General features: G+C 72.0%; 28 protein-coding genes. 12 read left to right on the top strand and 16 right to left on the bottom strand.

The genetic code is table 11. The features are described from left to right. From ABZZ74_RS41420 to ABZZ74_RS41410, 3 genes are all read right to left on the bottom strand, one after another. Nucleotides 1-389 (bottom strand): DUF2637 domain-containing protein (locus tag ABZZ74_RS41420; RefSeq protein ID WP_356949307.1); only part of this gene is annotated, 389 nt, incomplete at its 3' end. Nucleotides 390-544: 155 nt separating this feature from the next. After that, the gene (locus tag ABZZ74_RS41415; protein ID WP_356949306.1) at nt 545-1,483 is read right to left on the bottom strand and encodes a DUF3558 domain-containing protein; all 939 of its coding nucleotides are present in this window, start codon (nt 1,481-1,483) and stop codon (nt 545-547) included. A 118-nt stretch (nt 1,484-1,601) separates the two neighbouring features. After that, the gene (locus tag ABZZ74_RS41410; RefSeq protein ID WP_356949305.1) at nt 1,602-2,429 is read right to left on the bottom strand and encodes a DUF3558 domain-containing protein; all 828 of its coding nucleotides are present in this window, start codon (nt 2,427-2,429) and stop codon (nt 1,602-1,604) included. Nucleotides 2,430-2,609: 180 nt separating this feature from the next. Between ABZZ74_RS41410 and ABZZ74_RS41405 the strand changes: the two genes are divergently transcribed. Next, nucleotides 2,610-3,803 (top strand): RtcB family protein, encoded by a 1,194-nt coding sequence (locus ABZZ74_RS41405; RefSeq protein ID WP_356949304.1) that lies wholly within the window; start codon nt 2,610-2,612, stop codon nt 3,801-3,803. A gap of 1 nt (nt 3,804) precedes the next feature. On the opposite strand, the gene ABZZ74_RS41400 is transcribed toward ABZZ74_RS41405, so the two are convergent. From ABZZ74_RS41400 to ABZZ74_RS41385, 4 genes are all read right to left on the bottom strand, one after another. Further along, on the bottom strand, nt 3,805-5,070 hold the full coding sequence (locus ABZZ74_RS41400; RefSeq protein ID WP_356949303.1) for a GNAT family N-acetyltransferase: 1,266 nt from the start codon (nt 5,068-5,070) through the stop codon (nt 3,805-3,807). A gap of 17 nt (nt 5,071-5,087) precedes the next feature. Beyond that, nucleotides 5,088-5,231 (bottom strand): hypothetical protein, encoded by a 144-nt coding sequence (locus ABZZ74_RS41395; protein ID WP_356949302.1) that lies wholly within the window; start codon nt 5,229-5,231, stop codon nt 5,088-5,090. After that, complete coding sequence (locus tag ABZZ74_RS41390; protein WP_133043478.1) at nt 5,231-5,989, bottom strand: SDR family NAD(P)-dependent oxidoreductase; 759 nt, start codon at nt 5,987-5,989, stop codon at nt 5,231-5,233. The genes ABZZ74_RS41395 and ABZZ74_RS41390 overlap by 1 nt, the downstream gene beginning before the upstream one ends. Before the next feature lie 111 nt (nt 5,990-6,100). Beyond that, on the bottom strand, nt 6,101-6,439 hold the full coding sequence (locus ABZZ74_RS41385) for a YnfA family protein (protein ID WP_133043477.1): 339 nt from the start codon (nt 6,437-6,439) through the stop codon (nt 6,101-6,103). A gap of 105 nt (nt 6,440-6,544) precedes the next feature. On the opposite strand from ABZZ74_RS41385, the gene ABZZ74_RS41380 reads away from it, so the two are divergent. Then, the gene (locus ABZZ74_RS41380; protein WP_356949301.1) at nt 6,545-7,012 is read left to right on the top strand and encodes a hypothetical protein; all 468 of its coding nucleotides are present in this window, start codon (nt 6,545-6,547) and stop codon (nt 7,010-7,012) included. A gap of 99 nt (nt 7,013-7,111) precedes the next feature. Further along, nucleotides 7,112-7,585: a MarR family winged helix-turn-helix transcriptional regulator gene (locus ABZZ74_RS41375; protein WP_356949300.1), complete on the top strand. Its 474-nt coding sequence runs from the start codon at nt 7,112-7,114 to the stop codon at nt 7,583-7,585. 29 nt (nt 7,586-7,614) lie between these two features. On the opposite strand, the gene ABZZ74_RS41370 is transcribed toward ABZZ74_RS41375, so the two are convergent. Both ABZZ74_RS41370 and ABZZ74_RS41365 read right to left on the bottom strand, forming a co-directional pair. Continuing rightward, nucleotides 7,615-8,997: an MFS transporter gene (locus ABZZ74_RS41370; protein WP_356949299.1), complete on the bottom strand. Its 1,383-nt coding sequence runs from the start codon at nt 8,995-8,997 to the stop codon at nt 7,615-7,617. Between the two features lie 70 nt (nt 8,998-9,067). Further along, the gene (locus ABZZ74_RS41365; RefSeq protein ID WP_356949298.1) at nt 9,068-9,874 is read right to left on the bottom strand and encodes a helix-turn-helix domain-containing protein; all 807 of its coding nucleotides are present in this window, start codon (nt 9,872-9,874) and stop codon (nt 9,068-9,070) included. Nucleotides 9,875-9,979: 105 nt separating this feature from the next. Between ABZZ74_RS41365 and ABZZ74_RS41360 the strand changes: the two genes are divergently transcribed. The 4 genes from ABZZ74_RS41360 to ABZZ74_RS41345 all read left to right on the top strand — a co-directional run bounded on the left by ABZZ74_RS41360 (nt 9,980) and on the right by ABZZ74_RS41345 (nt 14,078). Then, a complete protein-coding gene (locus ABZZ74_RS41360) occupies nt 9,980-11,122 on the top strand; it encodes an LLM class flavin-dependent oxidoreductase (RefSeq protein WP_356949297.1) in 1,143 nt (380 codons plus the stop codon). Next, a complete protein-coding gene (locus tag ABZZ74_RS41355) occupies nt 11,119-11,757 on the top strand; it encodes an FMN reductase (protein ID WP_356949296.1) in 639 nt (212 codons plus the stop codon). Before ABZZ74_RS41360 ends, ABZZ74_RS41355 begins: the two co-directional genes overlap by 4 nt. Before the next feature lie 140 nt (nt 11,758-11,897). Beyond that, the gene (locus ABZZ74_RS41350) at nt 11,898-12,638 is read left to right on the top strand and encodes a response regulator transcription factor (RefSeq protein ID WP_356949295.1); all 741 of its coding nucleotides are present in this window, start codon (nt 11,898-11,900) and stop codon (nt 12,636-12,638) included. Beyond that, nucleotides 12,639-14,078, top strand: coding sequence for a HAMP domain-containing sensor histidine kinase (locus ABZZ74_RS41345; RefSeq protein WP_356949294.1), 1,440 nt, complete (start codon nt 12,639-12,641; stop codon nt 14,076-14,078). Between the two features lie 74 nt (nt 14,079-14,152). Here ABZZ74_RS41345 and ABZZ74_RS41340 read toward each other — a convergent pair whose 3' ends face one another. Beyond that, complete coding sequence (locus ABZZ74_RS41340) at nt 14,153-14,512, bottom strand: hypothetical protein (RefSeq protein ID WP_356949293.1); 360 nt, start codon at nt 14,510-14,512, stop codon at nt 14,153-14,155. Nucleotides 14,513-14,517: 5 nt separating this feature from the next. Then, the gene (locus ABZZ74_RS41335; protein WP_356949292.1) at nt 14,518-14,748 is read right to left on the bottom strand and encodes an ATP-binding protein; all 231 of its coding nucleotides are present in this window, start codon (nt 14,746-14,748) and stop codon (nt 14,518-14,520) included. Nucleotides 14,749-14,926: 178 nt separating this feature from the next. Here ABZZ74_RS41335 and ABZZ74_RS41330 point away from each other — a divergent pair, with 178 nt between their 5' ends. Further along, nucleotides 14,927-15,424, top strand: coding sequence for a DUF3515 family protein (locus tag ABZZ74_RS41330; protein WP_356949291.1), 498 nt, complete (start codon nt 14,927-14,929; stop codon nt 15,422-15,424). 22 nt (nt 15,425-15,446) lie between these two features. On the opposite strand, the gene ABZZ74_RS41325 is transcribed toward ABZZ74_RS41330, so the two are convergent. Beyond that, nucleotides 15,447-16,640: an MFS transporter gene (locus tag ABZZ74_RS41325; protein ID WP_356949290.1), complete on the bottom strand. Its 1,194-nt coding sequence runs from the start codon at nt 16,638-16,640 to the stop codon at nt 15,447-15,449. Nucleotides 16,641-16,649: 9 nt separating this feature from the next. Next, nucleotides 16,650-17,066, bottom strand: coding sequence for an acetyl-CoA synthetase (locus ABZZ74_RS41320; RefSeq protein WP_356949289.1), 417 nt, complete (start codon nt 17,064-17,066; stop codon nt 16,650-16,652). Between the two features lie 289 nt (nt 17,067-17,355). On the opposite strand from ABZZ74_RS41320, the gene ABZZ74_RS41315 reads away from it, so the two are divergent. Both ABZZ74_RS41315 and ABZZ74_RS41310 read left to right on the top strand, forming a co-directional pair. Then, nucleotides 17,356-17,997, top strand: coding sequence for a hypothetical protein (locus ABZZ74_RS41315; protein WP_356949288.1), 642 nt, complete (start codon nt 17,356-17,358; stop codon nt 17,995-17,997). A gap of 211 nt (nt 17,998-18,208) precedes the next feature. Continuing rightward, nucleotides 18,209-18,817, top strand: a complete 609-nt coding sequence (locus ABZZ74_RS41310; RefSeq protein WP_356949287.1) for a sigma-70 family RNA polymerase sigma factor — start codon at nt 18,209-18,211, stop codon at nt 18,815-18,817. Between the two features lie 152 nt (nt 18,818-18,969). Here ABZZ74_RS41310 and ABZZ74_RS41305 read toward each other — a convergent pair whose 3' ends face one another. Continuing rightward, entirely contained in the window at nt 18,970-19,674 is a 705-nt protein-coding gene (locus ABZZ74_RS41305; protein ID WP_356949308.1) for a GAF and ANTAR domain-containing protein, read from the bottom strand. Between the two features lie 116 nt (nt 19,675-19,790). On the opposite strand from ABZZ74_RS41305, the gene ABZZ74_RS41300 reads away from it, so the two are divergent. Beyond that, the gene (locus tag ABZZ74_RS41300; RefSeq protein ID WP_356949286.1) at nt 19,791-21,398 is read left to right on the top strand and encodes a hypothetical protein; all 1,608 of its coding nucleotides are present in this window, start codon (nt 19,791-19,793) and stop codon (nt 21,396-21,398) included. Nucleotides 21,399-21,425: 27 nt separating this feature from the next. On the opposite strand, the gene ABZZ74_RS41295 is transcribed toward ABZZ74_RS41300, so the two are convergent. Continuing rightward, complete coding sequence (locus ABZZ74_RS41295) at nt 21,426-22,217, bottom strand: SDR family NAD(P)-dependent oxidoreductase (RefSeq protein WP_356949285.1); 792 nt, start codon at nt 22,215-22,217, stop codon at nt 21,426-21,428. A gap of 86 nt (nt 22,218-22,303) precedes the next feature. Between ABZZ74_RS41295 and ABZZ74_RS41290 the strand changes: the two genes are divergently transcribed. After that, nucleotides 22,304-23,155: a helix-turn-helix transcriptional regulator gene (locus tag ABZZ74_RS41290; RefSeq protein WP_356949284.1), complete on the top strand. Its 852-nt coding sequence runs from the start codon at nt 22,304-22,306 to the stop codon at nt 23,153-23,155. A 33-nt stretch (nt 23,156-23,188) separates the two neighbouring features. Here ABZZ74_RS41290 and ABZZ74_RS41285 read toward each other — a convergent pair whose 3' ends face one another. Further along, nucleotides 23,189-23,827, bottom strand: a complete 639-nt coding sequence (locus ABZZ74_RS41285) for a hypothetical protein (RefSeq protein WP_208780150.1) — start codon at nt 23,825-23,827, stop codon at nt 23,189-23,191. Nucleotides 23,828-24,030: the final 203 nt, after the last annotated feature.

Here is a 24,030-nt window from a genome sequence, read left to right as displayed (position 1 = left end):
CGGCCGATCGCGTGCCGGGCCGCCTCCACGGCGACGATGAACAGGACCGGGATCACACCGTGCATGCCCACGCCCAGCGGGTCCGGCCAGGCCGCCGCGCCGTTGAAGGCGATCGTCGCCGCGGTCAGCAGCCACGCCGTCTGCCGCAGCAGCGGGAAGGGGATGCGGATCCAGGTCAGGAGGAGGTCCAGGGCGAGCAGGACACAGATACCGGCGTCGATGCCGATCGGGAACACGTACGCGAAGTTCCCGAAGCCCTTCTTGATGGCCAACTCGCGGACCGCCGCGTACGAACCGGCGAAGCCGATGCCGGCGATGATCACGGCGCCGGTCACGACCACGCCGATGAGAACGCGGTGCATCCGAGTCAGCTGCAGTGGCGCGGCCACCCGTACTCCCCTCCCCTTGCGTGTTGTTGCGCGCAACAGGGTGGCACATGTGTACGGCGGTCGTACCGCCGGACGGGAGGAGCCCGGCCCTCACAGGGGGCCGGGCTCCGTCAAAATGCGGTGCTGAGCTGCGAATTGCCGTCCAGATGTGACGGTCAGCTCTTCTTCGACGCTGAGGAGGAAGGGGAGCTCGACGGGGACGCGGAGGACTTCCCGGCCTTGGACGCCGACGCCGACGGCGCCGCGGACTTCGAAGGCGACGGCTTCGCCGTGCCCGAACCCGAGCCGCCGCCGGAACCGCCGCCCTGGCCGCCGTCGCCGTTGGCCGCCGCCACCGAGGCCACCGCCTCCTTGGCCGCCTGCTGCGCCAGCTTGCTCAGATCGTCGGCGTTCGGCGTCTTGTCGCCGGCCAGACCCGCGCCGTTGTAGTCGAGGGTGACGACCACGTTCTCCACCCGCGCCACGACCGTCTGCTGCTTGAAGGCGCCCTCCTTCTTCTTCAGGTCGTAGCGCACCGCCGTCGCCTCGTCGCCCGTCCCGGCGACCGCCTGCGACGTGACGTTCTTCGCGCCCGCCACCGACTGGGCGTCCTTGACCTGCTTCTCGTAGTACACGTGCGCCAGCTGGTTGCCCTCACCGCGCGCCGCGTCCGAGTCGAAACGCAGCAGAGACACGTTCAGCCAGCGGAACTGCGAGCCCTTCACACCGTTGTTGGCCAGGCTGCTCCACGAGCAACTCGCCCGCGTGCCCGCCTCGTCCGAAGAGCCCTTCTTGCCGGACTTGGCCCCCTTCGGCACCAGCGAGGTCAGCGTCTTCTGCGACAACGTCCCGCACGAGTCGGGAATCGTCCGGTACGCCGCCGCCTGCACCGTCGGTGACGCGCTCCCGCCCGCCGACGAGGACGTCTTCACGCCGCTCTCCGACCCCTTGCTCCCACTGTCACCGGAGCCGGAGTCCGAGGAACAGCCGGCGACGATCAGCATCACGGGGACCGCCGCCGCGCAGACAAGGACACGGCCCAGGCGCCCCGCCCGCTTCTCTCGCTGGTCGAGCTCATCTCGCTGTGCTGGTCGCTGCATGGTTCCTTCACTCATGACGCTCGTGGTTCCTGCCGTCGGATCGGGTCCGAGGGGCCACGGTACGCGGTGAGGTCTCTGTGCGGTTTTGCTTTGAAAGCTTTGCGAAGGGACGCGGGGGAGCGGTGAACACCCCTTATCCGCCCAGCGTGTCCGCCAGCTGAGAGGCCAGTTTCCTTGCCCTGTCCTGCATTTCCTTGCTGTCCGGGACCGTGCCGACGGTGGCCGGCTGCTCCTCGTACTCGATGGTCACGATGACGTTCGACGTGCGGAACGCCACAGTCACCGTGCGCTGCTGCGCCGTCGAACCGGAGCCGCTGACCACGTCGTCGAGGAACGCCTCGTCGCCGAGACCGGAGAGGACACGGGGCTGGAGGTCGGAGGAGGGCGCGGACGAGGAGGAGGACGGCGAGGAGGACGGCGCTGAGGAGGTGGAGGGCGATGCCGAGGACGAGGAGGTGGGCGAGGAACCGGCGTCGGCGGTCACGCCCGCGTCCGAGCTCGAGGCGGTCGGCTCGGGCAGGTCCGCCGCCTCCACCTTCGTCGCGAACAGCTGCTGGGCCTCGGCGTCGTCGCTCACCGCGTTGTCGTACGACACCACCCGCTCGAAGTCGACGAAGAGATGGTCCGTCGCGTCCGTGGACTCCACCTTCCAACGGCAGCCGGACTTGCGGTCGGTGTCGTAGGTGAGGTCGGCCTCGCCCTCGTACGCCTTCTGTCGCTGGTCCTGGTCGGCGATCTGCTTGATGCCGGGCAGCAGGGAGTCGAGGGTGTTGTGACTGACCGCGCTGCACGGTGTCGGGAGCGTGTCGTACTTGCCCGGCTGGGCGACGGCGGTGGCCGAGCCGGCGTTGCCCGGGTTCGCGTCGTCCGTCGTGCCGCCGCCGCTGGAGCCGCCGGTGCAGCCGGCCAGCAGGGCCGCGAGGAGCGCGGCGACGCCGGGTACGTACGCCTTCCGCTGCACGGTCAGGCTCCTCTCGCTGGTTAATGGCTTGCCGCGCAGGGGGCACCCCTGCAGACAATGTCTATCGCACGCAACGCCGTGACCGCCGGTCCGCTGTCCTTTTCGTAGACCTTGGCGTCTTTTTTGCGATTACCCACTTCTATATGGCTCTGTTGTTTTTTCCGGGGGAATGAGGAAGACATGTCGTACGTCGAGATACCGGGCGCGAAGGTCCCGATCCGTATGTGGACCGACCCGGCGTCGGTCGAGGAGGGTGCCCTCCAGCAGCTCCGCAATGTCGCCACCCTGCCCTGGATCAAGGGCCTCGCGGTCATGCCGGACGTCCACTACGGCAAGGGCGCGACGGTCGGCTCGGTGATCGCGATGCGGGGTGCGGTGTGTCCGGCGGCGGTCGGGGTGGACATCGGCTGCGGAATGTCGGCGGTGAAGACGTCCCTGACGGTGAACGACCTGCCGGGGGATCTCTCGCGACTGCGGTCGAAGATCGAGCAGGCCATTCCGGTGGGCCGTGGAATGCACGACGACCCGGTCGACCCGGGGCGGCTGCACGGGTTCGCGACGGCCGGGTGGGAGGACTTCTGGGAGCGGTTCGATGGAGTGGCCGATTCGGTCAAATTCCGTCACGAGCGTGCCGGAAAGCAGATGGGAACGCTCGGCAGCGGCAACCATTTTGTTGAAGTCTGCACGGACACGACCGGTTCTGTATGGCTGATGCTGCACTCCGGTTCTCGGAACATCGGCAAGGAACTCGCCGAGCACCACATCGGCGTGGCTCAGAAGCTCCCGCACAACCAGGGGCTGGTCGACCGCGACCTCGCCGTCTTCATCGCGGACACCCCGCAGATGGCGGCCTACCGCAACGACCTGTTCTGGGCGCAGGAGTACGCGAAGTACAACCGCTCGATCATGATGGCGCTCCTGAAGGACGTGGTCCGCAAGGAGTTCAAGAAGGCGAAGCCGACCTTCGAGCCGGAGATCAGCGCCCACCACAACTACGTGGCGGAGGAGCGCTACGACGGGATGGACCTGCTCGTCACCCGCAAGGGCGCGATCCGCGCGGGCTCCGGCGACTACGGCATCATCCCGGGCTCCATGGGCACGGGTTCGTACATCGTGAAGGGTCTCGGCAACGAGAAGGCCTTCAACTCGGCGTCCCACGGCGCGGGTCGGCGCATGAGCCGCAACGCCGCCAAGCGCCGCTTCTCCACCAAGGACCTGGAGGAGCAGACGCGGGGCGTGGAGTGCCGCAAGGACTCCGGTGTGGTCGACGAGATCCCGGGCGCCTACAAGCCGATCGAGCAGGTCATCGACCAGCAGCGGGACCTCGTCGAGGTCGTGGCGAAGCTGAAGCAGGTCGTCTGCGTGAAGGGCTGAATCAGCCCGTCAGCCGTTTCTCCAGCAGTGTCACCGCGTACGGGCTGCCCAACCCGCCCTCCTTGGCTCGCTGTTCGCCGACCACCGCAAAGCCCGCCGATTCGTAGTACCTGCGGAGGCGGGGGTTGGTGGCGAGGCAGTCGAGGCGGGCGTAAGGGCGGCCTGTGGCGGTGATGCGGGATTCGGCGTGGGTGAGGAGGTGGCGGCCCGTGCCGGGTGGGGAGGTGTGGGGGACCGTCATGAGGCGGTGGATGTAGCCCGCGTCGGCGGGGCGGGGGCCCCAGGCGGCCGGGTCGTCCCACCAGAGTTCGTAGGCGCCGGTCAGGCGGTCGTCCGCGTACGCCAGCCAGACCTCGCCCTCCCGCATGCGGGTGTGGAAGTGGCTCTCGTCCTTCTCGCCCGGTTTCCACTGGTCGATGCCGCGGGCCAGTTGCCAGAGGGCGGCCGTGTCGCGGAGGCGGACCAGGGCGGGGGCGTCGGAGGGGGTGGCCCTGCGGTAGGTCAGGGGCGGCCAGGTGGTGGGGCGGGGTTCGAGGAGGGATGCCCGGAGGCGGGATGCCAACTCCGGTGCGTCGAGGGACAGTTCTCGGGTCACGTATCTTTCGATCGAGCCGTGGCGCGCTTTCATGGCGGCGAGGTACGTGCGCATGACCGTCGCCGGGGCGCGGCCGAAGCCCAGCCAGGTCGGGGCGTGGCCCTCCCGTGCCGTCCAGGTCGCGAGGATCGCCGGTGCCGCGAGTTCGGTGAGGCTGTAGTCCTCGATGATCGTCTCGTCCGGGACGCCCAGCAACGACAGGACGAAGGCCGCCAGTTGGCCCGTGCGGTCCTTGCCGGACGCGCAGTGGAAGACCAGGGCGTCGGAGGACTCCGCCGCGGCCACGATGAGTTCCAGTGCCCGGCGGATCTCCTTCGTGCCGTCCTCCGCCACCTCCATGTACCGCTCCGCCAGGTACGGCCCCGGGTCGACCTCGGGCGGCAAAGCCGGCTGGTTGTACGGGCGGTGCTCGATGCTGAGGTTGTGGTAGCTGAAGGACGCGTCGTCCGGTACCCGGCCGCGCTTCTCGATCTCCCAGGGGTGGCGGAGGTCGACGACCGTGCGGACGCCCAGCGAGAGGAAGCGGGACCAGTCCTCCGTGCCCTGCCGCACCTTGCCCAGCGAGTCCGACCGGTACAGGCGCCCGGCACGGATCCGGCGCCCGTCGGGCGTCGAATAGCCGCCCAGGTCACGGAAGTTGTGCAGCGCGTCGAAGCGCAGGTGTCTGTCCACAGGCTGCGACTCTATGCCTACTTGGCGTGCAGCACGGCGTAGATCATCACGAACGCGACGACATGGATGCCGAAGAGGAAGTACGCGAGGTAGTACCAGACGTACCGTTCGCGTTTCTTCTCCAGCTCGAGGCGCCGCCGTTCACCCTCGTCGGCGGCCATCACAGGTCCCGGTGGACTTTTGTGTTCGACGCCTGGGCACGCGGGCGCAGCACCAGAAGGTCGACGTTGACGTGGTGGGGGCGGGTGACCGCCCAGCCGATGGTGTCGGCCACGTCGTCGGCGGTCAGCGGTTCGGCCACGCCCTCGTACACCTTGGACGCCTTCTCCGCGTCCCCGCCGAAGCGGGTCAGCGCGAACTCGTCGGTCTTGACCATGCCGGGCGCGATCTCGATGACCCGCACCGGCTGTCCGACGATCTCCAGGCGGAGGGTCTCGGCGAGGACGTGGGCGCCGTGCTTGGCGGCGACATAGCCCGCGCCGCCCTCGTACGTCCCGTGGCCGGCGGTGGAGGAGACCACGACGACCGTGCCGTCGCCGCTCGCGACCAGCTTGGGCAGCAGCGCCTGGGTGACGTTCAGCGTGCCGAGGACGTTCGTCTCGTACATCGTGCGCCAGTCGGCGGGGTCGCCGGTCGCGACCGGGTCGGCGCCGAGGGCTCCGCCGGCGTTGTTCACGAGGACGGCGACCGTCTTGAAGGCCGTCGCGAACTCGTCGACGGCGGCGCGGTCGGTGACGTCGAGCCGGTACGCGGTCGCCTGGTGGCCCGCCTCGTTGAGCTCCTTGGCCAGCGCCTCGATGCGGTCCTCGCGGCGGGCGGTGAGGACCACGCGGTAGCCGGCCTCGGCGAGCCTGCGGGCGGTCGCGGCGCCGATTCCGCTGCTCGCGCCGGTGACGATCGCTATGCGGGACGGGGCCATGAAGGTGCTCCTCGGCGGGTTCGGTGTGCGGGTTGGGATCGCGGGTTCGGTGTGCGGGTTCGTCCCGGACAGGATAGGCGGGAGGCGCCGCGCGCCCTTCGGTACGGGTGGTCAGCCGCCGTTTCTCGGGGCCCACATGATCACTGCCATCCCGGCCAGGCAGATCGCGGCCCCGGTGATGTCCCAGCGGTCCGGCCGGTACCCGTCCGCGACCACCCCCCACAGGATCGAACCCGCGACGAAGATGCCGCCGTACGCCGCCAGGATGCGGCCGAAGTGCGCGTCGGGCTGGAACGTGGCCACGAAGCCGTAGGCGCCGAGCGCGAGGACGCCGCCGGCCATCCACAGCCAGCCGCGGTGTTCGCGGACGCCCTGCCAGATCAGCCAGGCGCCGCCGATCTCGAAGAGGGCAGCGAGGACGAACAGGGCGGCGGAGCGGGCGATGAGCATGGCTGCAGCCTGTCACGCGCGCTGTCACCTGATGGAGGGCGCCTGCGGGGCGCCCCCGCGCGGGATACATCCGTACGTCCACGGTGCCGGAGTGAGGAGTGGGGCATGCGGAGGGTTCTTGCGTGGGCGGCGGCGGTGCTGGCCGCGGTCTGCGGGGCGGTGGGTCCCGCGCGGGCCGTCGGGGGCGGTCCGGAGGCCGACCTCGCCTACCACGGTGCCGCCTCGCTGGCCGACGGGCGGGTGGAGGTGCGGTTCACGCCCGGCAACTTCGGGCCGTCGGCCGTACCGGACGCGACGGTACGGCTGCGCTGGTCGCGGGCGCTGACGGACGCGCAGACGCTGCCGGCGGGGTGCGCGCGGTCGGAGTCGCGGGCGGTGCTGTGCAGGGTGGGGGCGCTGGCGGCGGACGAGGTGGGGGAGCGGATCGGGCTGCGGGTACGGCTGCTGGGCGCGCCGTCGGAGGTGTTGCTGCAGATCGACACGGTGTGGAGCGGTGGCACGGTGGACCGGAACCGGCAGAACGACCGGCAGCGGGTGCTCGTCCTGGCCACGGGCGATGACTACTACTTCTGAGCCGCGACTGCCGCGGCCGCCACGGCTGCCGTGGCTTCCGGGGCGGTGGACCTCTGCGTCGTACGATCTCTGCACGGTGCAGAAGTGAGGGAGCTGGGCATGGCGGGTAGCGCACGGGAGCGGCTGCTGGAGGAGCTGTCCACGGTCTCGCGCCGCTACATGGCCTCGTACGCCCTGTTCAACCAGGCCGTGGCGGACCGTATCGGGCTGCATCCGACGGATCTGCAGTGCCTGAACCTGCTCACGCTGGAGGGCGGGCCGGTCACCACGGGCCGGATCGCCGAGCTGACGGGGCTGACGACCGGGTCGGCGACGCGGCTGGTGGACCGGCTGGAGAAGGCCGGGTACGTCGTACGGCGGCGGGACGCGGCCGATCGGCGCAAGGTGCTCGTGCTGACGGTGCCGGAGAAGATCGCCGAGTTCGGCCGGATGTGGGAGCGGCTGAGCGGCGGCTGGGCCGCCCTCTTCGATGACCTGGACGACGCCCAACTCGCCGTGGTCGTGGGGCACATGAGGCGGACGGTGGACTTCAGCGGCCGGCAGATCGCCCGGCTGCGCGCCGGGGACGTCTAGCGCGCGTCCGGGCGTTCTCCGTGACGTCCCTAGTGGTCGTGCCGGGGAGCCTCGCGGGGCAGCAGGCGTACGAGGGGGAGGCACATCGCGACGGTCGCGGTGACCACCGCCAGGCTCGTGTGCAGGGCGTGTGTCTCACCTCTGCCGGCCGTGCCGAAGTACACGGTGGTCACGGCCGCGGCCCCGATCGCGTTGGCCAGTTGCTGCACCGCGTTGAGTGAGCCGCTCGCGCTGCCGGCCTCCTCGGGGGCGATGTCGCCGATGGTGACGTCGTAGACCGTGCCGAAGCAGGTGCCCATGCCGAGGCCGGTGAGGAGGAGGGGCGGGACGAGGGCCCAGGAGCCGTGGGTGGCGAGCAGGGCGAGGCTGCCGCAGCCGGCCAGGATCAGCAGCAGTCCGGTGACGACCAGTCGGCGGCCGTGGCGGTGGATGAGCCGGTGGCAGGCGATGGACGCGACGACGATCCCGGCGGACAGGGGGATCAGGCCGAGCGCGGTGCCCGCGGGGGAGCGGCCGAGGCCGCGCTGGAAGTAGAGGGAGACGACGTAGAGCAGGCCGGCGACGGCTGCGAAGGCGAGCACACCCAGGATCAGGCCCGAGGTGAAGCCGCGGTTACGCAGGAGGGTGGGCCGGATCAACGGTTCGGGCGCTGTGCGCTGGCGGTGGCAGAAGGCGGCGAACAGGGCGAGGCCGGCGAGGAGGAGGGCGAGCGGTCGGGCGCCCCAGTCGCCGCCCGAGCCGTCGATGAGGCCGCCGAGCAGGCCGAGCAGGGCGCCGGCGAGAAGGGCTGAGCCGCGGCCGTCCACGGAGACGGACGGGTCGCCGGTGTCGCGGGGGAGCAGGCGGGCGGCGGCGAGCAGGGCGGCGCCGCCGAGGAGCAGGTTGATCAGGAACATGGGGCGCCAGCCCAGGCCCGCGAGGTCGGCGTCGACCAGGAACCCGGCGAGGATCGGCCCGCCGACGGCGGACAGCCCCATGACGGGCCCGAACAGGCTGAACGCCTTGCCGATCTCCTCTCGCGGCCAGGTCGCGCCGAGGATGCCGAAGCCCTGCGGGATGACCAGCGCCCCGAAGGCGCCCTGCGCGAGCCGGGTGACGACCAGCACGGCCGGGTCGGGGGCCAGCCCGCAGGCCAGCGAGGCCGCGACGAACCCGGCGAGGCCGAGCAGGAACAGCCACCGGTGCCCGTACTTGTCGCCGAGCCGCCCGCCGGGCACGAGCAGCACGCCGAGCGCGAGGGCGTAGGAGGCGCCGAGCCACTGCACGAGGCCCGGGCCGCCGCCGAGGTCTCTCGTGATCGTCGGCGCGGCGATGTTGGTGATGGTCGCGTCGAGGAGGTCGAGGACGTCCGCTGCGAGGACGACGGCGAGGACGGCCCAGCGGGTGCGGGCGGAGAGCGGAGGTCTTTCCACTGCGTTACGAAGAATCTGTGTCACGCAGATAAATATCTGGAGTGAGGCGTCTGGCGTCAAGGGGATTTCGTCAGCCGGAGACTCTGGCTGCGTAGGCAGTCGGCGGCACGCCGACCGTGGCCGTGAAGTCCCGTACCAGGTGGGCCTGGTCGGCGTAGCCGAGGTCGGCGGCCAGGGCCGCCCAGTCCACCTCGCGGTCCGTCTCCGCGTGCTCCAGGGCCTCATGGATGCGATAGCGCAGGATGACCCACTTCGGGCCCACGCCGACGTGGGCGGCGAACAGGCGCTGCAGCAGTCGTACGGACATGTCCTCCGTGCGGGCCAGTTCGGTGACCCGGCGGATGGAGCGGTCGGTGCGGGCGCGTTCGACCAGGGCCGCGGCGAGCTCGGCCTGGGGGTCGGGCCGTGGATCGCGGGCGAGGAGGAAGGCGTCGAGGGCGGCGATGCGGGCCGTCTCGTCGTCGGGATCGAGGACGGCGGCGAGATCGGCGTCCGGGAGGACCTCGGGGGAGCGGACCCGGCGGCCCGTCCACGCGCTCACCGGCCGGTCCGGCGCGAAGGCGCGGAAGCGGCCCGGCCGGAACTTGATGCCGCACACCCGGCCCCGCCCTTCCAGCTTCTGGGTGAAGAGGCCGTGCTGGACGCCGGCGATCTCCACGAAGGGCCCCTGGCCCTCGAAGTGCTGGAAGACGATGTGCACGGCGGGATGCGGGACCACGTGCGAGACGTAGGGCTCGGGGAGGTCCCAGTCGATCAGCCAGTAGTGCTCGATGTAGGCGCGCAACGGCTCGGCGGCGTCGGGGCGGCGGAAGTCCACGCGGGCGAGGAAGTCCGCGGCGCCGACGATGCCTCGGGTGTCACGGCGTGCGGCGGCCATGTCGGGATCGTAGGACGGGCCACTGACAGTCCGCGGAATACGGGGGACTCGGGCTTCGTTGGAGGGGTATAGTTGAACCGTCAACAACTTGGAGGTCGAGCGACCATGCAGTTCGGGATCTTCAGCGTCGGCGATGTGACGCCGGACCCCACCACGGGGCGTACGCCGACCGAGCGTGAGCGCATCAAGGCCATGGTCGCCATCGCCCTGAAGGCCGAGGAGGTCGGCCTGGACGTCTTCGCGACCGGCGAGCACCACAACCCGCCGTTCGTGCCCTCGTCCCCGACGACGATGCTCGGGTACGTCGCCGCGCGCACGGAGAGGCTGATCCTCTCCACCTCCACCACCCTCATCACCACCAACGACCCGGTGAAGATCGCCGAGGACTTCGCGATGCTCCAGCACCTGGCCGACGGCCGGGTGGACCTGATGATGGGCCGTGGCAACACCGGGCCGGTCTACCCCTGGTTCGGACAGGACATCCGCCAGGGCATCAACCTCGCGATAGAGAACTACGCGCTGCTGCGCCGCCTGTGGCGCGAGGACGTCGTGGACTGGGAGGGGAAGTTCCGGACGCCGTTGCAGGGCTTCACCTCGACGCCCCGCCCGCTGGACGGTGTCCCGCCGTTCGTCTGGCACGGCTCGATCCGTTCGCCGGAGATCGCCGAGCAGGCCGCGTACTACGGCGACGGGTTCTTCCACAACAACATCTTCTGGCCGGCCGACCACACCAAGCGCATGGTCGAGCTGTACCGCACCCGCTACGCGCACTACGGGCACGGGACGCCGGAGCAGGCGATCGTGGGCCTCGGCGGCCAGGTCTTCATGCGGAAGAACTCGCAGGACGCGGTGCGCGAGTTCCGTCCGTACTTCGACAACGCGCCGGTGTACGGCCACGGGCCCTCGCTCGAGGACTTCACCGACCAGACCCCGCTGACCGTCGGCTCCCCGCAGGAGGTCATCGAGAAGACGCTCTCCTTCCGGGAGTACGCCGGTGACTACCAGCGCCAGCTGTTCCTGGTGGACCACGCCGGGCTGCCGCTGAAGACCGTGCTGGAGCAGCTCGACATGCTGGGCGAGGAGGTCGTGCCGGTGCTGCGCAAGGAGTTCGCGGCGGGCCGCCCGGCGGACGTGCCGGAGGCACCGACCCACGCGTCGCTGCTCGCCGACGCACAGAAGCACGCAGAGAAGCACGCACCGAACGACGCGGAGAAGGCCGCAGTCGCGGATGAGGAGGTCGTCGCATGAAGCTCGTCGTCGTCTCGGCGGGGCTGAGCGTCCCGTCGTCCACTCGGTTGCTGGCCGACCGGCTGGCCGCGGCGGTGGGCCGGCAGGCGCCGGTCGAGGTCGAGGTGGTCGAGCTGCGCGACCTCGCCGTGGAGATCGCGCACAACTTCACCAACGGCTTCCCGGGCCGCGCCCTGGCCGCCGCGCAGGACGCGGTGACCTCGGCGGACGGACTGGTCGTCGTCACACCGGTGTTCTCGGCCTCCTACAGCGGCCTGTTCAAGTCGTTCTTCGACGTCCTCGACAAGGACGCGCTGGACGGCAAGCCGGTCCTGATCGCGGCGACGGGCGGCTCGGCCCGCCACTCGCTGGTCCTGGAACACGCGCTGCGTCCGCTGTTCGCGTATCTGCGGGCGGTGGTCGTGCCCACCGGGGTGTACGCGGCCTCGGAGGACTGGGGCGCGGAGGGCCTGGAGGGGCGGATCGAACGGGCGGCGGGGGAGCTGGCCGGGCTGATGACGGGTCTGTCGGGGCGCTCGGGGCTCTCCGGGCGCTCGGGGCTCTCGGGGCCGAGGCGGGCCAAGGACGACTTGGAGGTCGTGCCGTTCGCGCAGCAGCTGGCGGCGCTGTCCCCCACCGGTCCGTCCGGCGTGTGAGCGGTACCTCCGGCCGTCGGTGGGAAGACGGTAGGCGTAGGTCTCCGGTTGCCTGTGTGACGGTGAGAGACCGGTAAAAAGGCTGATCGTCGGTCCGCTCACCTCGGCCGAACCGCCACAGGGCTTGGCAGACTGGGTACGTGCCCCCAACTGTGCTGCTCGCCGAAGACGACCGCGCCATCCGCCACGCGCTGGAGCGCGCCCTGAGCCTGGAGGGCTACCAGGTCACCGCGGTCGCCGACGGCGTCGAGGCACTGGCGCAGGCCCACAAGACGCCGCCCGACGTGCTGCTGCTCGACGTGATGATGCCCGGCATCGACGGCCTCCAGGTCTGCCGGGTCCTGCGCGCCGAGGGCGACCGCACCCCCATCCTCATGCTCACCGCGCTCGTCGAGACCGCGGACCGCATCGCCGGCCTGGACGCCGGCGCCGACGACTACGTGGTCAAGCCCTTCGACGTCGAGGAGGTCTTCGCCCGGCTGCGGGCCCTGCTGCGCCGCAGCAGCCAGGAGAACGGCGCCGCGCCCGACGTACCGCCGAAGGAGGCCAAGGGGACGAAGGACGCCATCCCGTCCTCCCACCGGCAGATCGAGGCCGCCGGGCTGCGCATGGACGTCCAGGCCCGGCGCGCCTGGCGCGGGGAGCGCGAGCTGGAGCTGACCCGTACCGAGTTCGAGCTGCTGGAACTGCTGGTGCGCAACGCCGGCATCGTGCTCGACCACTCCACGATCTACGACCGGATCTGGGGCTACGACTTCGGCCCCGGCTCGAAGAACCTCGCCGTGTACGTCGGCTACCTGCGCCGCAAGCTCGACGAGCCCGGCGCGCCCGCGCTGATCCACACGGTCCGTGGCGTGGGTTACGTGCTCCGGGAGGACTGAGTGGGCCGGCTCAGGCGGCTGCTGGCCAGAAGGCGGCCCGGGCTGGTCTCCCTGCGCACCACGTTCGCGGTGTCGTTCGCGACGGTCACCGCCTGTGTGACCGTGCTGGTCGGCGTGCTGTCGTACAGCGCGGCGGCGCGGCTGGTGCGGGTGGACCAGGAGTCGGTGTTCGACCAGGTCGTGCAGGATCTGCGGGACGAGGTGCGCCAGCACCGGATGACCCCGGACGACTTCTCCTCGTCGGCTCCGGGCCACGACATCGTGCGGCCGGCCCGGACGGACGTCCAGGTACTGGGGCCGGACGGCAAGGTCGTCGACTCCGGGAGCCCCGGGCTGCCGGTGACGGCGGCCGACCGGGCGATCGCCGCGACGCGCACGGCCGCGAGGATGGTCGAGCACAAGGACGTCGGCGTCGACGCGGACGTCTACCGCATCGCGACCGTGTCGCTCGGTGACGGGCGGGGTGCCGTGCAGGTGGCGCAGGAGTTCAGCGACACCGAGGATCTGCTGCGGGCGCTGCAGCAGCGCACGCTGATCCTGATGGCCGCCGTCGTGACCGCCGCCGGTCTGTTCGGCTGGTGGCTGGCCCGGCGCATCACCCGCCGGCTGATCATCCTGACCTCGGCCGCCGAGGACGTGGCCCGCACCCGCCGGCTCGGCATCGATGTGCCGGTCACCGGGTACGACGAGGTGGGCCGCCTCGGCCGCGCCTTCGACCGGATGCTCGGCCGGCTCGCCCAGTCGGAGGAGGACCAGCGGCGCCTGGTCCAGGACGCGGGCCATGAACTGCGCACCCCGCTCACCTCCCTGCGGACGAACATCTCCCTGCTGCGCCGTATCGACGAACTGCCGCCCTCGACGAGGGAGGAACTGGTCGCCGACCTCGGCCAGGAGGCACGCGAACTCACCGATCTCGTCAACGAGTTGGTCGATCTCGCCGCCGGACAGTCCGACACGGAGCCGCCGCAGCGGGTGGACCTCGTCGACATCGCCGAGGACGTCGCGGGGGTCGCCCGGCGCCGTACCGGACGGGAGGTCACGGTCCGCTCGAGCGGCGACACGACGACGGACGGGCGGCTCGGGATGCTGACCCGGGCGCTGTCCAACCTCGTGGAGAACGCGGCGAAGTTCGACCGCGACGGCACCGGTCCCATCGAGATCGCCGTCTCCGGGCCCGCCCGGACCGGCACGGTCCGCGTCGAGGTCCTCGACCGGGGCCCCGGCATCGCCGACTGCGACCTCGTCCGCGTCTTCGACCGCTTCTACCGCGCCGCCGACGCCCGCTCCCTCCCCGGCTCCGGCCTCGGCCTCTCCATCGTCCGCGAGGTGGCCATGGCCCACGGCGGCGCCCCCTTCGCCTTCCAACGCGAGGGGGGCGGGGCGGTCATCGGCTTCACGGTGGGGGGAGTACCGGGGAGCACGGTCCGCGAGACGGGCTGACCCAGGCCCCGGACCGGCGCGAGGGCACCGCCCCCGGCCGGTCTCGCGAAACCGGGCGGGGGCGGTCCGGGACGTCAGGGCCTGGTCCCCCGGGCGGGCTCCTGCGCGCGAGCGATCGAGTCGGCCGCGCGTCCCCGGGCCAGGGCCCCCAGCACGGCCCCCGCCTCGCCGTACGCGAAGGCCTCCTGACCCCGGTGCAGCCCCACCAGCAGCACCCGGTCGTCGGCCACGGCGGCGGCCCACTGCAACAGCCGCAGCGACGGCTCGTCGGCCCAGTGCAGGTCGTCGAGGACCACGAGCAGCCCGTGCCCACCGCTGGAGCCGCGCACCTCCCCGACCACGCCGTCGAAGACCTGGAACCGGTTCTCCGAACAGCCCCCGGGCCCGCGAGGGCGTCCGCCGGGCGCCCGACGCTCCGCAGGATCTGCACCCACGGCCATTACGGCGCCGTGCCCCCACCTTCCAGACAGGCGCCCCAGGCCACGCGCATCCCCGCCCGTCGTGCCCGCCCGCTCAACGCGTGCGCCAGCGCGGTCTTCCCCGCCCCGGCCTCCCCTTCGACCAGCACCAGCCCGCCCTCGCCGGCCCGCGCCGCGCTCAGCCGCCGGTCCAGCAGCCCGAGTTCCCGCCCACGGCCGACGAGATCGCCGACAGGCATGTCGTCCGTCACTCTTTCAGCGTAGGGGCGGGCGGCGCTGAGCTGGGGGTTTTCGGGGAGCGGCGGGGGTGCACAAGGGTGTGAAGGGAGCGCGGAGCCGGGGCCGCGAGATGGGGGAGGGGTCCCGCGGGCGATGTGCGGGCGGTGGAAGACTGGGGCGGGCGGTTGGTTGGCGGGGAGGGGGCTGGGCGTGGCGGCTCGCAGGGTGTGGGGCGGGGTGGGAGTGGGGATCGCGGGGCTGGCCCTGGGGGGTGCGCTCGTCGTGCATGAGGTGCGGGCGAGTGATCATGGGCTGCACGCCGCGGCTCGGGGCGACAGCGCTGCCTGTCGGCGGGTTGTGCGGGGGTATCCCTCCGGGCTCGCGGGGCTCGAGCGCGCCGACGTCGGTGTGCCCGGCGCTGCCGTGTGGGGCGACGGGGCGGTGACCGCGCGTTGCGGGCTGGAGCCGCCCGCCGCCACGACCGACGCCTGCGTGAACGTCGACGACGTCGACTGGGTCTGGCGGCCGAAAGCGCACGACGGCCGCAAGGTGCTGGTCACGTACGGCCGCGACCCCGCCGTGGAGATCGAGATCTCCGACCGGGTCACCGCCGTCGACGACGTCCTCGTCGAACTCAGCGGCGCGGTACGGCCGCTCGCCCCGCACGCCAGATGCATCGGCGAGGGCGACGTACCGGCGATCGGCTGAGTGGAGCGGCCGGCCACCGCTGTCATGCGGCGCGCGCGCTGACCCCCAGCAGCACCAGCGCCAGCACCTGCACGCCCGCCACCACCGCGATCAGCGCCGGGATCGACGTGCCGTACAGCGCGCCGGTCAGCGCCCCGCCCACCAGGCTCGCCGCGCCCACCACCCCGGCGAAGACGCCGTAGGCCGTCGCGCGCCGGCCCGGCGGCACCAGGTCGGCGACCGTCGCACGGAGGGTGGACTCCTGAATGCCCATGGCCGCGCCCCACACCAGGGAACCCGCCACCGCGACCCCCACGGTCCGCGTGAACGCCAGCGCCGGGACCACGGCCGCCAGCACCGGCAGGACCACCAGCACGCGGGCCCCGTGACGGTCGTACAGCCAGCCGGTCGCCAGTGCGGCGAGCGCGTCGACGGCCATGGCGGCGGCGTAGAGGACGGGCACCCAGGCGGTGGCCAGCAGATGCCGTTCGACCAGGTGGTACGAGAGCACGCCGAAGGTGGTGAAGCCGGCGGTGGTGGTGGCGGTGAACGCCGCGTACGTCCAGAAGGCGCGGGGGAGAGGGCGGCTGTCCGACGCGGGTGCGGACTCCGGGATGGCGGGCTCGTGCTCATACGGGGTGTGTTCCTCTTCGTACGACCGTGGGTTCGGGACCCTCGACCGCAGCCAGACCAGCAGCACCAGCACCGCGACGCCGGGAAGGGCGAGGACGCCGAGGGCGGGGCCGTAGTCACCGCCGGTGAGGGCCAGCACCCCGGCCACGACGAGCGGGCCGACCAGGGCGCCGACCTGGTCCATCGCCTCGTGCACGGCGAACCCGCGGCCACGGCCGGTCGCGGCGGTGGCATGGGAGAGGAGCGTGTCCTTCGCCGGGGACCGCACGGCCTTGCCGACCCGCTCGGCGATCACCAGCACGCAGGCCGCCCACAACGTGCCGACCACGCCCAGCAGCGGTACGGAGACGACCGTCAGCGCGTATCCGGCGATCGCCAGCCCCCAGAAGCGGCGGGTACGGTCCGCGAGCGGGCCGGAGACCAGCCGAAGCCCCAGCGCCGCCGCCTCCCCGGCCCCCGTCACCACACCCACCACCAGCGCCGACGCGCCCAGCGACGCCAGCAGCGGGCCGGTGACCGAGCGGGCGCCCTCGTACACGAAGTCGGCGAGCAGACTGACGGTCCCGAACCACACCACGAACCGCCACGGGCGCATCAAGGTCATCCGGCGTGCCTACCCCTGCGTCGGGTACGGCACCACACTCACCTGCAGGGTGAACACGGGCCGGGCCGCGCCCGCCACGTCCGGGGCCTTCGCCAGCGCGGTGATCCTGGCCGTACCGCCCCGGGTACCGGCGCTGCGCAGCGAGGCATGCGCGGTGCCGTCCGCGTCCCGCCGCCAGCCGGAGACCACGACGAATGCGGGGGCGGAGGTGCTCACGGCCGTCCAGCGGCGGTCGTCGACGCGGGGCCGGAGCACCAGCGTCACGACGGTGCCCGGCCGCACGCACAGCTGCCGCTCGACCGGGTCGCCCGGCGCGACGGTGACCTCCGCGTGCCCGGCGACGCAGCCCGCCGCGGAGGCGGACGCACTGGGGGACGCGGGCCGGCTTTCGGAGGGGCTGGCCGGAGGAGTGGACGACGAGCTCACTGACGGGCTGACCGACGGACTGGCGGGTGGTCCCGACGAACGGCCGGGGGACTGCGAAGCCGACCCACCACCTCCCGTGGACCCGCCGCACGCCGCCAGCGCGACCACCCCGGCCGCCACCCACACCCCGGCCCACCACCGCATCCCGCACCTCCCGGTCCGCGCGTACGGACACCAGGATGCCCCCGATTCCGTGGTTGGGATCACAGTCTGTGGATTGAGTGTGGTCCCCTGTGGATTTCCGTACCCCCATCTGACGAGGGACGCCCGGATGCAAGGATGAGGCGCCATGACGGCAGGGTGGTGTTCTCGCACGGTACGGGCCGCGGTGTTCGCGGCCGTGTGCGTGGTGCTCGCCGCCCTGGGTCACGTCATGATGTCCGGCAGCCAGGTGGCCGCCTGGGCGCTGAGCGCCGGTACGGCGGCCACGGGCCTCGCCGGCTGGTGTCTGGCCGGGCGTGAACGCGGGCTGCCGCTGATCGTGACGGTCGTGGTCGCCGCCCAGACGGCACTGCACGAGGCGTTCTCCCTCGCCCAGTCGGTCACCGGGACACCCGGGTCCACGAGCGCCATGGACATGAGCGGCATGGGCTCGATGGACATGAGCACGATGGACGGGGCGCCGACGCACGCCACGTCCCACATCGCGGCCCTCGGCTCACCCTCGCTGGGCATGCTCGCCGCCCACCTGCTGGCCGCGCTGCTGTGCGGTCTGTGGCTGGCCTACGGCGAGAGGGCCGCCTTCCGTATCCTGCGCGCCGTCGCCGGACGGCTGGCCGCGCCCCTGCGGCTGCTGCTGGCCCTGCCCGTCACCCCGGAACGCCCGCGTCCGCACCCGCGGCGCCGCCGCTCGGACCGGGCGCCGCGACTGCTCCTTCTCGTCCACGCGATCACCTCTCGGGGTCCTCCCGCCGTGACGGCTGTCGTCTGAGGACAGCAGGCTCCCCGGGGCAGCCCCTGCGCGCCCCGGGCCACGGCCGTACGACCGCACAGGCGCCCGTAACGCCGCAGCGCCCCGGCGCCAACCGCGCCGTAGCGCTCCTGTGCCCCGGCGCCACCGCGTCGTAGGCCGTCTCCCCCTTCACCGGACCGCCCGCGCCCTCGCGCGCCGGTCCGGATCACGGATCCGAGAAGGACACCAGGTGATGACCCCTGCCCTGCCCACCTCGCGCGCCTCGAACGACAGGACGGCGGCGCTCGACGAGTCGATCACGGCCTGGGCGCTCGCCGCCCGGGGCGGCGACCCCGATGCCGTCGAGCGGTTCGTGCGCGCCCTGCAGCGAGACGTCCGGCGCTACGTCGCCCATCTGTGCGCCGACCCGCAGGCCGTGGACGACCTCGCCCAGGACACGTTCCTGCGCGCCCTCGCCGGCCTCCACAGTTTCGAGGGCCGCTCCTCGGCACGCGCCTGGCTGCTGTCCATCGCCCGCCGGGCCGTCATGGACAGCTACCGGTACGCCGCCTCCCGGCCCCGGCTGTCCGACGTACCGGACTGGCAGCTGGCCGTCGAGCTCGCCCAGCCGTGCGACCTGCCCGGCTTCGACGACGGCGTCGCGCTGCTGGATCTGCTGGCCACGCTGCCGGACGAGCGCCGCGAGGCGTTCGTCCTCACCCAGCTGGCCGGACTGCCGTACGCGGAGGCCGCCGAGGTCAGCGACTGTCCGGTCGGCACGGTCCGTTCCCGCGTGGCGCGCGCCCGGGCGACGCTGGTCGACCTGCTGGCGGAGCCGGCCGCGCCGGCGGCCGTCTGACCAGCGCCGGGTCCGGACGGGGTCGGCCGGGCCGGCGGTCGCCGGGTGAGAAGACGATCGGGCCGACCCCGTCAGGGATCATGCTGATGCTTTGAGGCAGTTGTTGCAAGTAGGTCGCAATAAGACGCAGTGAGAGGGCTCCGCGGTGACGATCACTGGTCGCCGCGGTCGCCGCGGACGCGTTGGGCGACGTCGCGCAGCTTGATGTTGTGCTGCTGGGAGATGCGGCGCAGCACGTCGAAGGCGTCGTCCTCGCTCAGCTTGTGGCGTTCCATGAGGATGCCCATGGCCTCGCCGATGGCGTGCCGGGTCTTCATGGCGTCCTCGAGCTGGTCGATGGTGCGGGCGTCGGCCAGGGCCACGGCGGCGTGCGAGGCCAGCAGCCAGCCGGCGGTCTCGATGTCCTCGCCGAAGGCGCCGGGGCGGCGGGAGTACAGGTTCAGCGCGCCGAAGTCCTCGTCATGGGTGTAGAGCAGCACCCCGGTCATGCTGCCGATGCCGAGATCACGGGCCGCCGCGGCGAACCGCGGCCAGGTCGGCTGCGGTCCGGTGAGATCCGCGATGCGGAACACCCGCTCGCCGTCCGCGCCCTTCATACCGCGGGCCAGGTCGAAGCACGGCCCCTCGGCCAGCTCGCCCTGCAGCCGGTCGGACGCCTCGACCATCTCCCCGCAGGAGGCCAGCGTGACCGCCCGGCCCTTGCGGATCGCCAGGATCCCGGCCGCGTCGCAGCCCTCCACCAGCCGCACCGCCGAGGCCGCGATCTCGTCCAGCGTCCCCTGCAGCGACTCCTGCGCGAGCAGGTTCCGTGCGAGCTGGGCCATCGCCTCGGCGAATTCCCGCCACTCCACCGCCATCACCCACCTCGACACGAGTGCGGCCACCCTACCCTCGGGGACCCGACGCGTCTTTGTCACAGCTTGATCAGGCGCCGCTCCTCCCTTGGGTCTGCCATGTCCGCGCCATGGCTACGATGGGCCGACTTCGGGGGCTGGAGGGGGAGTTGATGATGGTGCGACGAAGAACGCTCGCTGTCGTGGGCGTGGCCGCGCTGGCGCCGCTGTTCGTGTCCGCCGCTGCCGCACAGGCGGCGTCGGCCTCACTGACCGTGACCACGCTGGGGCGGCACGGCGCCAAGGTCGCGACGACGGTCACGGTCGTCGCCGTGCCGTCCGGCAGGACGTACAGCGTCAGTTCAGGAAAGCGGCTCGGCCTGCCGTCGGGGCGCTACCTGGCGATGACCGACATCTACGAGAGCGCCCCGGACGGTCTGGGCACCGACACCATCGGCGCGCAGGTCGTCCAGGTGTCGGGAAACAAGGCGGTGACGCTCGACGCGCGCAAGGGCAAGGCCGTCAAGGTGTCGCTGGACACGCCCGCCGACGTGACGGGCCCGCCGCGGATCAGCGCGCAGGTGTGCGCCGCCAGCATGGACATGCCGGACGCGTTCAGCGCGGGCGGCTGGAACGACGAGGGCTCCCTCTACGCCATCCCCAACTCCTCCCCGCTGCTGCAGTTCGGGTACCTGGCGCAGTGGTCGGGCGACGACAGCTACGTCGCTGTGAAGAACAGCAAGGGCATCCCGGCAGCGCCCGGCGGGTCGTTCAAGCGGTCCCAGCTGGCGAGCGTGCACTTCGCGGTGCGCAGCGGAACCGAGATGGGCACCCAGGTCTACACCGCGCTCCAGGCCGAGCCGAAGGTCGACGACTGCACGACCGACCTGATGGCCGGGGTGCGCGACGACAACGCCCCGTACGGCGCCACCGTCCATGTCACCCCCGGGACCTGGCAGCCGCGCGACGACATCAGCGGAAGCAACGGCGAGGACGTCAGCGGCGGTTTCCCGAAGCTGCGGACACTGAAGACGGGGCAGAGCGTCACGCAGTCCTTCGGCCGGGCGGTGTGGGGTCCGACGCACAACCTGCCGCTGCTCGGGGACCGGTCCGTCACCTTCTGGCCGGACGGCCTGGTCAATGACCCCGACGTGGGCGGTGGTTCGGGGGACATCACGAAGGAGACGGTGGTCCTGTCCAAGGGGGCGACCACCGTCAAGAAGCAGACCCTGACGGACTGGCGCAACAGCGACGACGAGTTCTCCGCCCCCGTCCGCTCGGCCGGCTGGTACCGCCTGACCGTCGACGGCCGGCGCTACCGCCCGGGCATCACCTTCCCCGCCGGCATGCTGAGCTCGCGCGTCACCCTCGACTGGCACTTCAAGGTGGCCGACCCGGCCAGGGCGTGGGTCGCGCCGGTCTTCCTGACCCGCTTCCTGCCCGCCGGGCTGAACAGCCACAACCAGGCCGCGCCGAACTCCACCACGACGGTCGGTGTGACCCCCGGGCGTGAGTCCCAGGGGCCCGACACGAGGCTCACCGGCGTGACCGTCAAGTCCGTCCGGGTCTGGTCGTCCGCCGACGGCGGCAGGACCTGGAAGCCGGCGACCGTGACCCACTCCGGCACGGCCTGGCAGGCGTCCGTCCACAACCCCGCCTCCGGCGCCGTGGCCCTGCGCTCCGAGGTTACGGACGCCGCCGGGGACAGCTCGGTGCAGACGGTGTACCGGGCGTACGCCATCGGCTGAGGCGGCCCGGGGCACGGGCCGCTCTCGTCAGGCGCCGGCGCCGCCGTCGACGGGGACGATGGCGCCGCTCACGTAGGAGGCGCGATCGCTGAGCAGCCACGCGGCGGCCTCGGCCACCTCGCGGGGCTCGGCCATGCGGCCGAGCGGAGTGGCCGCGTTGTTGGCCTCGACGACGCCCGGGGTCGCCGCCTCCCACGCGTCGATCATCTCGGTGGCGGTGCCGCCGGGGGTGATGCCGTTGACGCGGATGCCCTCCGGGCCCCAGGTCCTGGCCGCGGTCTCGGTGATGCTGTTGAGCGCGCGCTTCATGGCGCCGTAGGCGGGCAGGACGGGGTTGGCGCGGCGGCTGCCGATGCTGGAGGTGTTGACGATCGCCCCGCCGCCGGTGCGGCGCATGAGCGCGGCCTCGGCGTTCATGGCGGTCCAGTGGGAGCGGAAGTTCACGGCGAACTGCGTGTCGATGTCCTCGTCGCTGGTGGTGTCGAGCGGGCCCGGCTGCTGGATCACCGCGCCGTTGTTGAAGGCGCCGTCGAGGCGCCCGTGCAGTTCCCCGACGCGGTCGACCGCGGCGCGGATGCTCGCGGGATCGGCGAGATCCAGGGTGACGGCGTCGGCGACACCGCCTTCGGCGCGGATCTCCTTGACAATCCGCTCCAGGGCGTCGGTGCCGCGGGCGGCGAGCACGACGGCGGCGCCCTCGGCGGCGAAGAGCCGGGCGGCGGCCGCCCCGATGCCGCGGCTGGCGCCGGTGATGAACACGACCTTGCCGGTAAGCAGGCCGACGGGTGCTGTGTGTGCGCTGTGCGTGGTGTTCGTCATGACCCCAAGCGTCCGGCCGGCCGCCGTCCGGATACAGGCACAGGCTGTACCAGGATCCGCCGCCGTGCCGCGGGCACACTGGGCGTATGGACAAACAGGAACTCGGGGCGTTCCTCCGCAGCCGCCGCGAGCGGCTGCGCCCGCAGGACGTCGGCCTGCCCACCGGACCCCGACGCCGCACCCCCGGTCTGCGCCGCGAGGAGGTCGCGGTCCTCGCGCACATCTCCACCGAGTACTACGTCCGGCTCGAGCAGGGCAGGGCGCCGCGACCGTCGGCCGAGGTCCTCGCCGGGATCGCGGGCGCGCTACGGCTCACCGACGCCGAATCCGACCACCTGCACGTCCTCGCGGGGACGGCACCGGCCCGCGCCGGGCTGCACCGGCGCGACGTCCGCCCGAGCATCCTCGCGCTCCTCGAACGGCTCCCGCAGACGGCCGCCTTCGTGATCTCCACCACGTTCGAGGTCCTCGCGTGGAACGACCTCGCCGCCGCGCTCATGGAGGACTTCGCACCGCTCGCCCCCAGGGACCGCAATCTCGCGCGCCGGGTGTTCCTCGGGCCGACACGGGACGGTGCCACGCTGTACGGGATCTCCGACGCCGCCGAGTTCCGGCATCACGTGGTCACGCAGCTCCGCACCACCGTCGCCCGCTACCCGACGGATCCGGACGTGACCGGCCTGGTCGAGGAACTGCGCACCGGCAGCCCCGACTTCGCCCGGCTCTGGGAACGGCACGACGTACAGGCCGCGCCGATGCTCACCAAAACCTTCCGCCATCCGACCGTCGGCGAGGTCACCGTCGACTGCGACACGCTCAGCCTCACCGACCGCGACCAGTACCTCGTGCTCTACACGGCACCACGGGGATCCCGCAGCGCCGAGGCCCTGGACCTGCTGAACGTCCTGGGAGCCGAGGCCGCCCACTACCCGGCCTGACGGCCGCTTCCCGGGAACCGCGAGAACCGCGGCTCAGGGCCACACCAGGCAGTACGGCTGATGCCCCGCCTCATGCAGGCGGTGGCTGAAGTCCTGCCACTCGTGGAGCAGTTGGTACACGTTGAACGCGTCCCGGGGGCCGCCCCGGTCCGGGACCGTCGACCAGATGAAGGCCGCCGCGCCCACCGCCTCCTCGCCGATGCCGCGGAGGGGGTCGACGACCGTCATGGGGAGCTTGACCACGGCGTAGTCGGGGTGCAGGACGACCAGTTCCAGGGGCGGGACCTTGTGCAGCGGCACGCCTTCTATGCCCGTGAGGACCATCGCCGCCATCGTCTCCGGCTTGATCTTCGTGAACATGCCGTTCATGCCGAGCTCGTCGCCGCCGAGTTCCTCGGGGCGCATCGAGATCGGGACGCGGGCCGCGGTCGCGCCGTCCGGCGCGCCGAAGTACTTGTACGTCACCCCCACCCGACCACCATTCCTGCTCCCCGCCCGCAGCCGGTCGAGCCGACGGTCGGTCCGCCGGTCGAACGGTTCGGGCTCACTCGGTACACCCTGTCCCTGACGTCTCTCGGTAGCTTCCTCCGCCTCGCGTCGGTGCCTTCCCCGCTGGGCCCGTCGAGGACCCAGGTCGTCAGTCCCCTCGCCCAGTCCGCCACCGCGATGCATATCTCCACCCGACTGCTTTTCTAGGACGCGTGGCCCCCGCCGCGCAACCCGATCATCGTGTCAGTGACCTCCCCCACGGCCGCCCGCCGAAACGTGCGTTGAAACACCTGTCCGCAGGATCTTCGCAGCCCCTGAACAAGCCTCCGTACACCCGGTCGTACATCAGCCGTACATCCGTACGCACTCCTATACGTACGACAGGG

Source organism: Streptomyces sp. NPDC006476 (assembly GCF_040612015.1).
Lineage (GTDB): Bacteria > Actinomycetota > Actinomycetes > Streptomycetales > Streptomycetaceae > Streptomyces > Streptomyces griseorubiginosus_B.
Note: the sequence above shows the minus strand (reverse complement) of the source record. Positions and strands in the feature narration are given on the sequence as shown.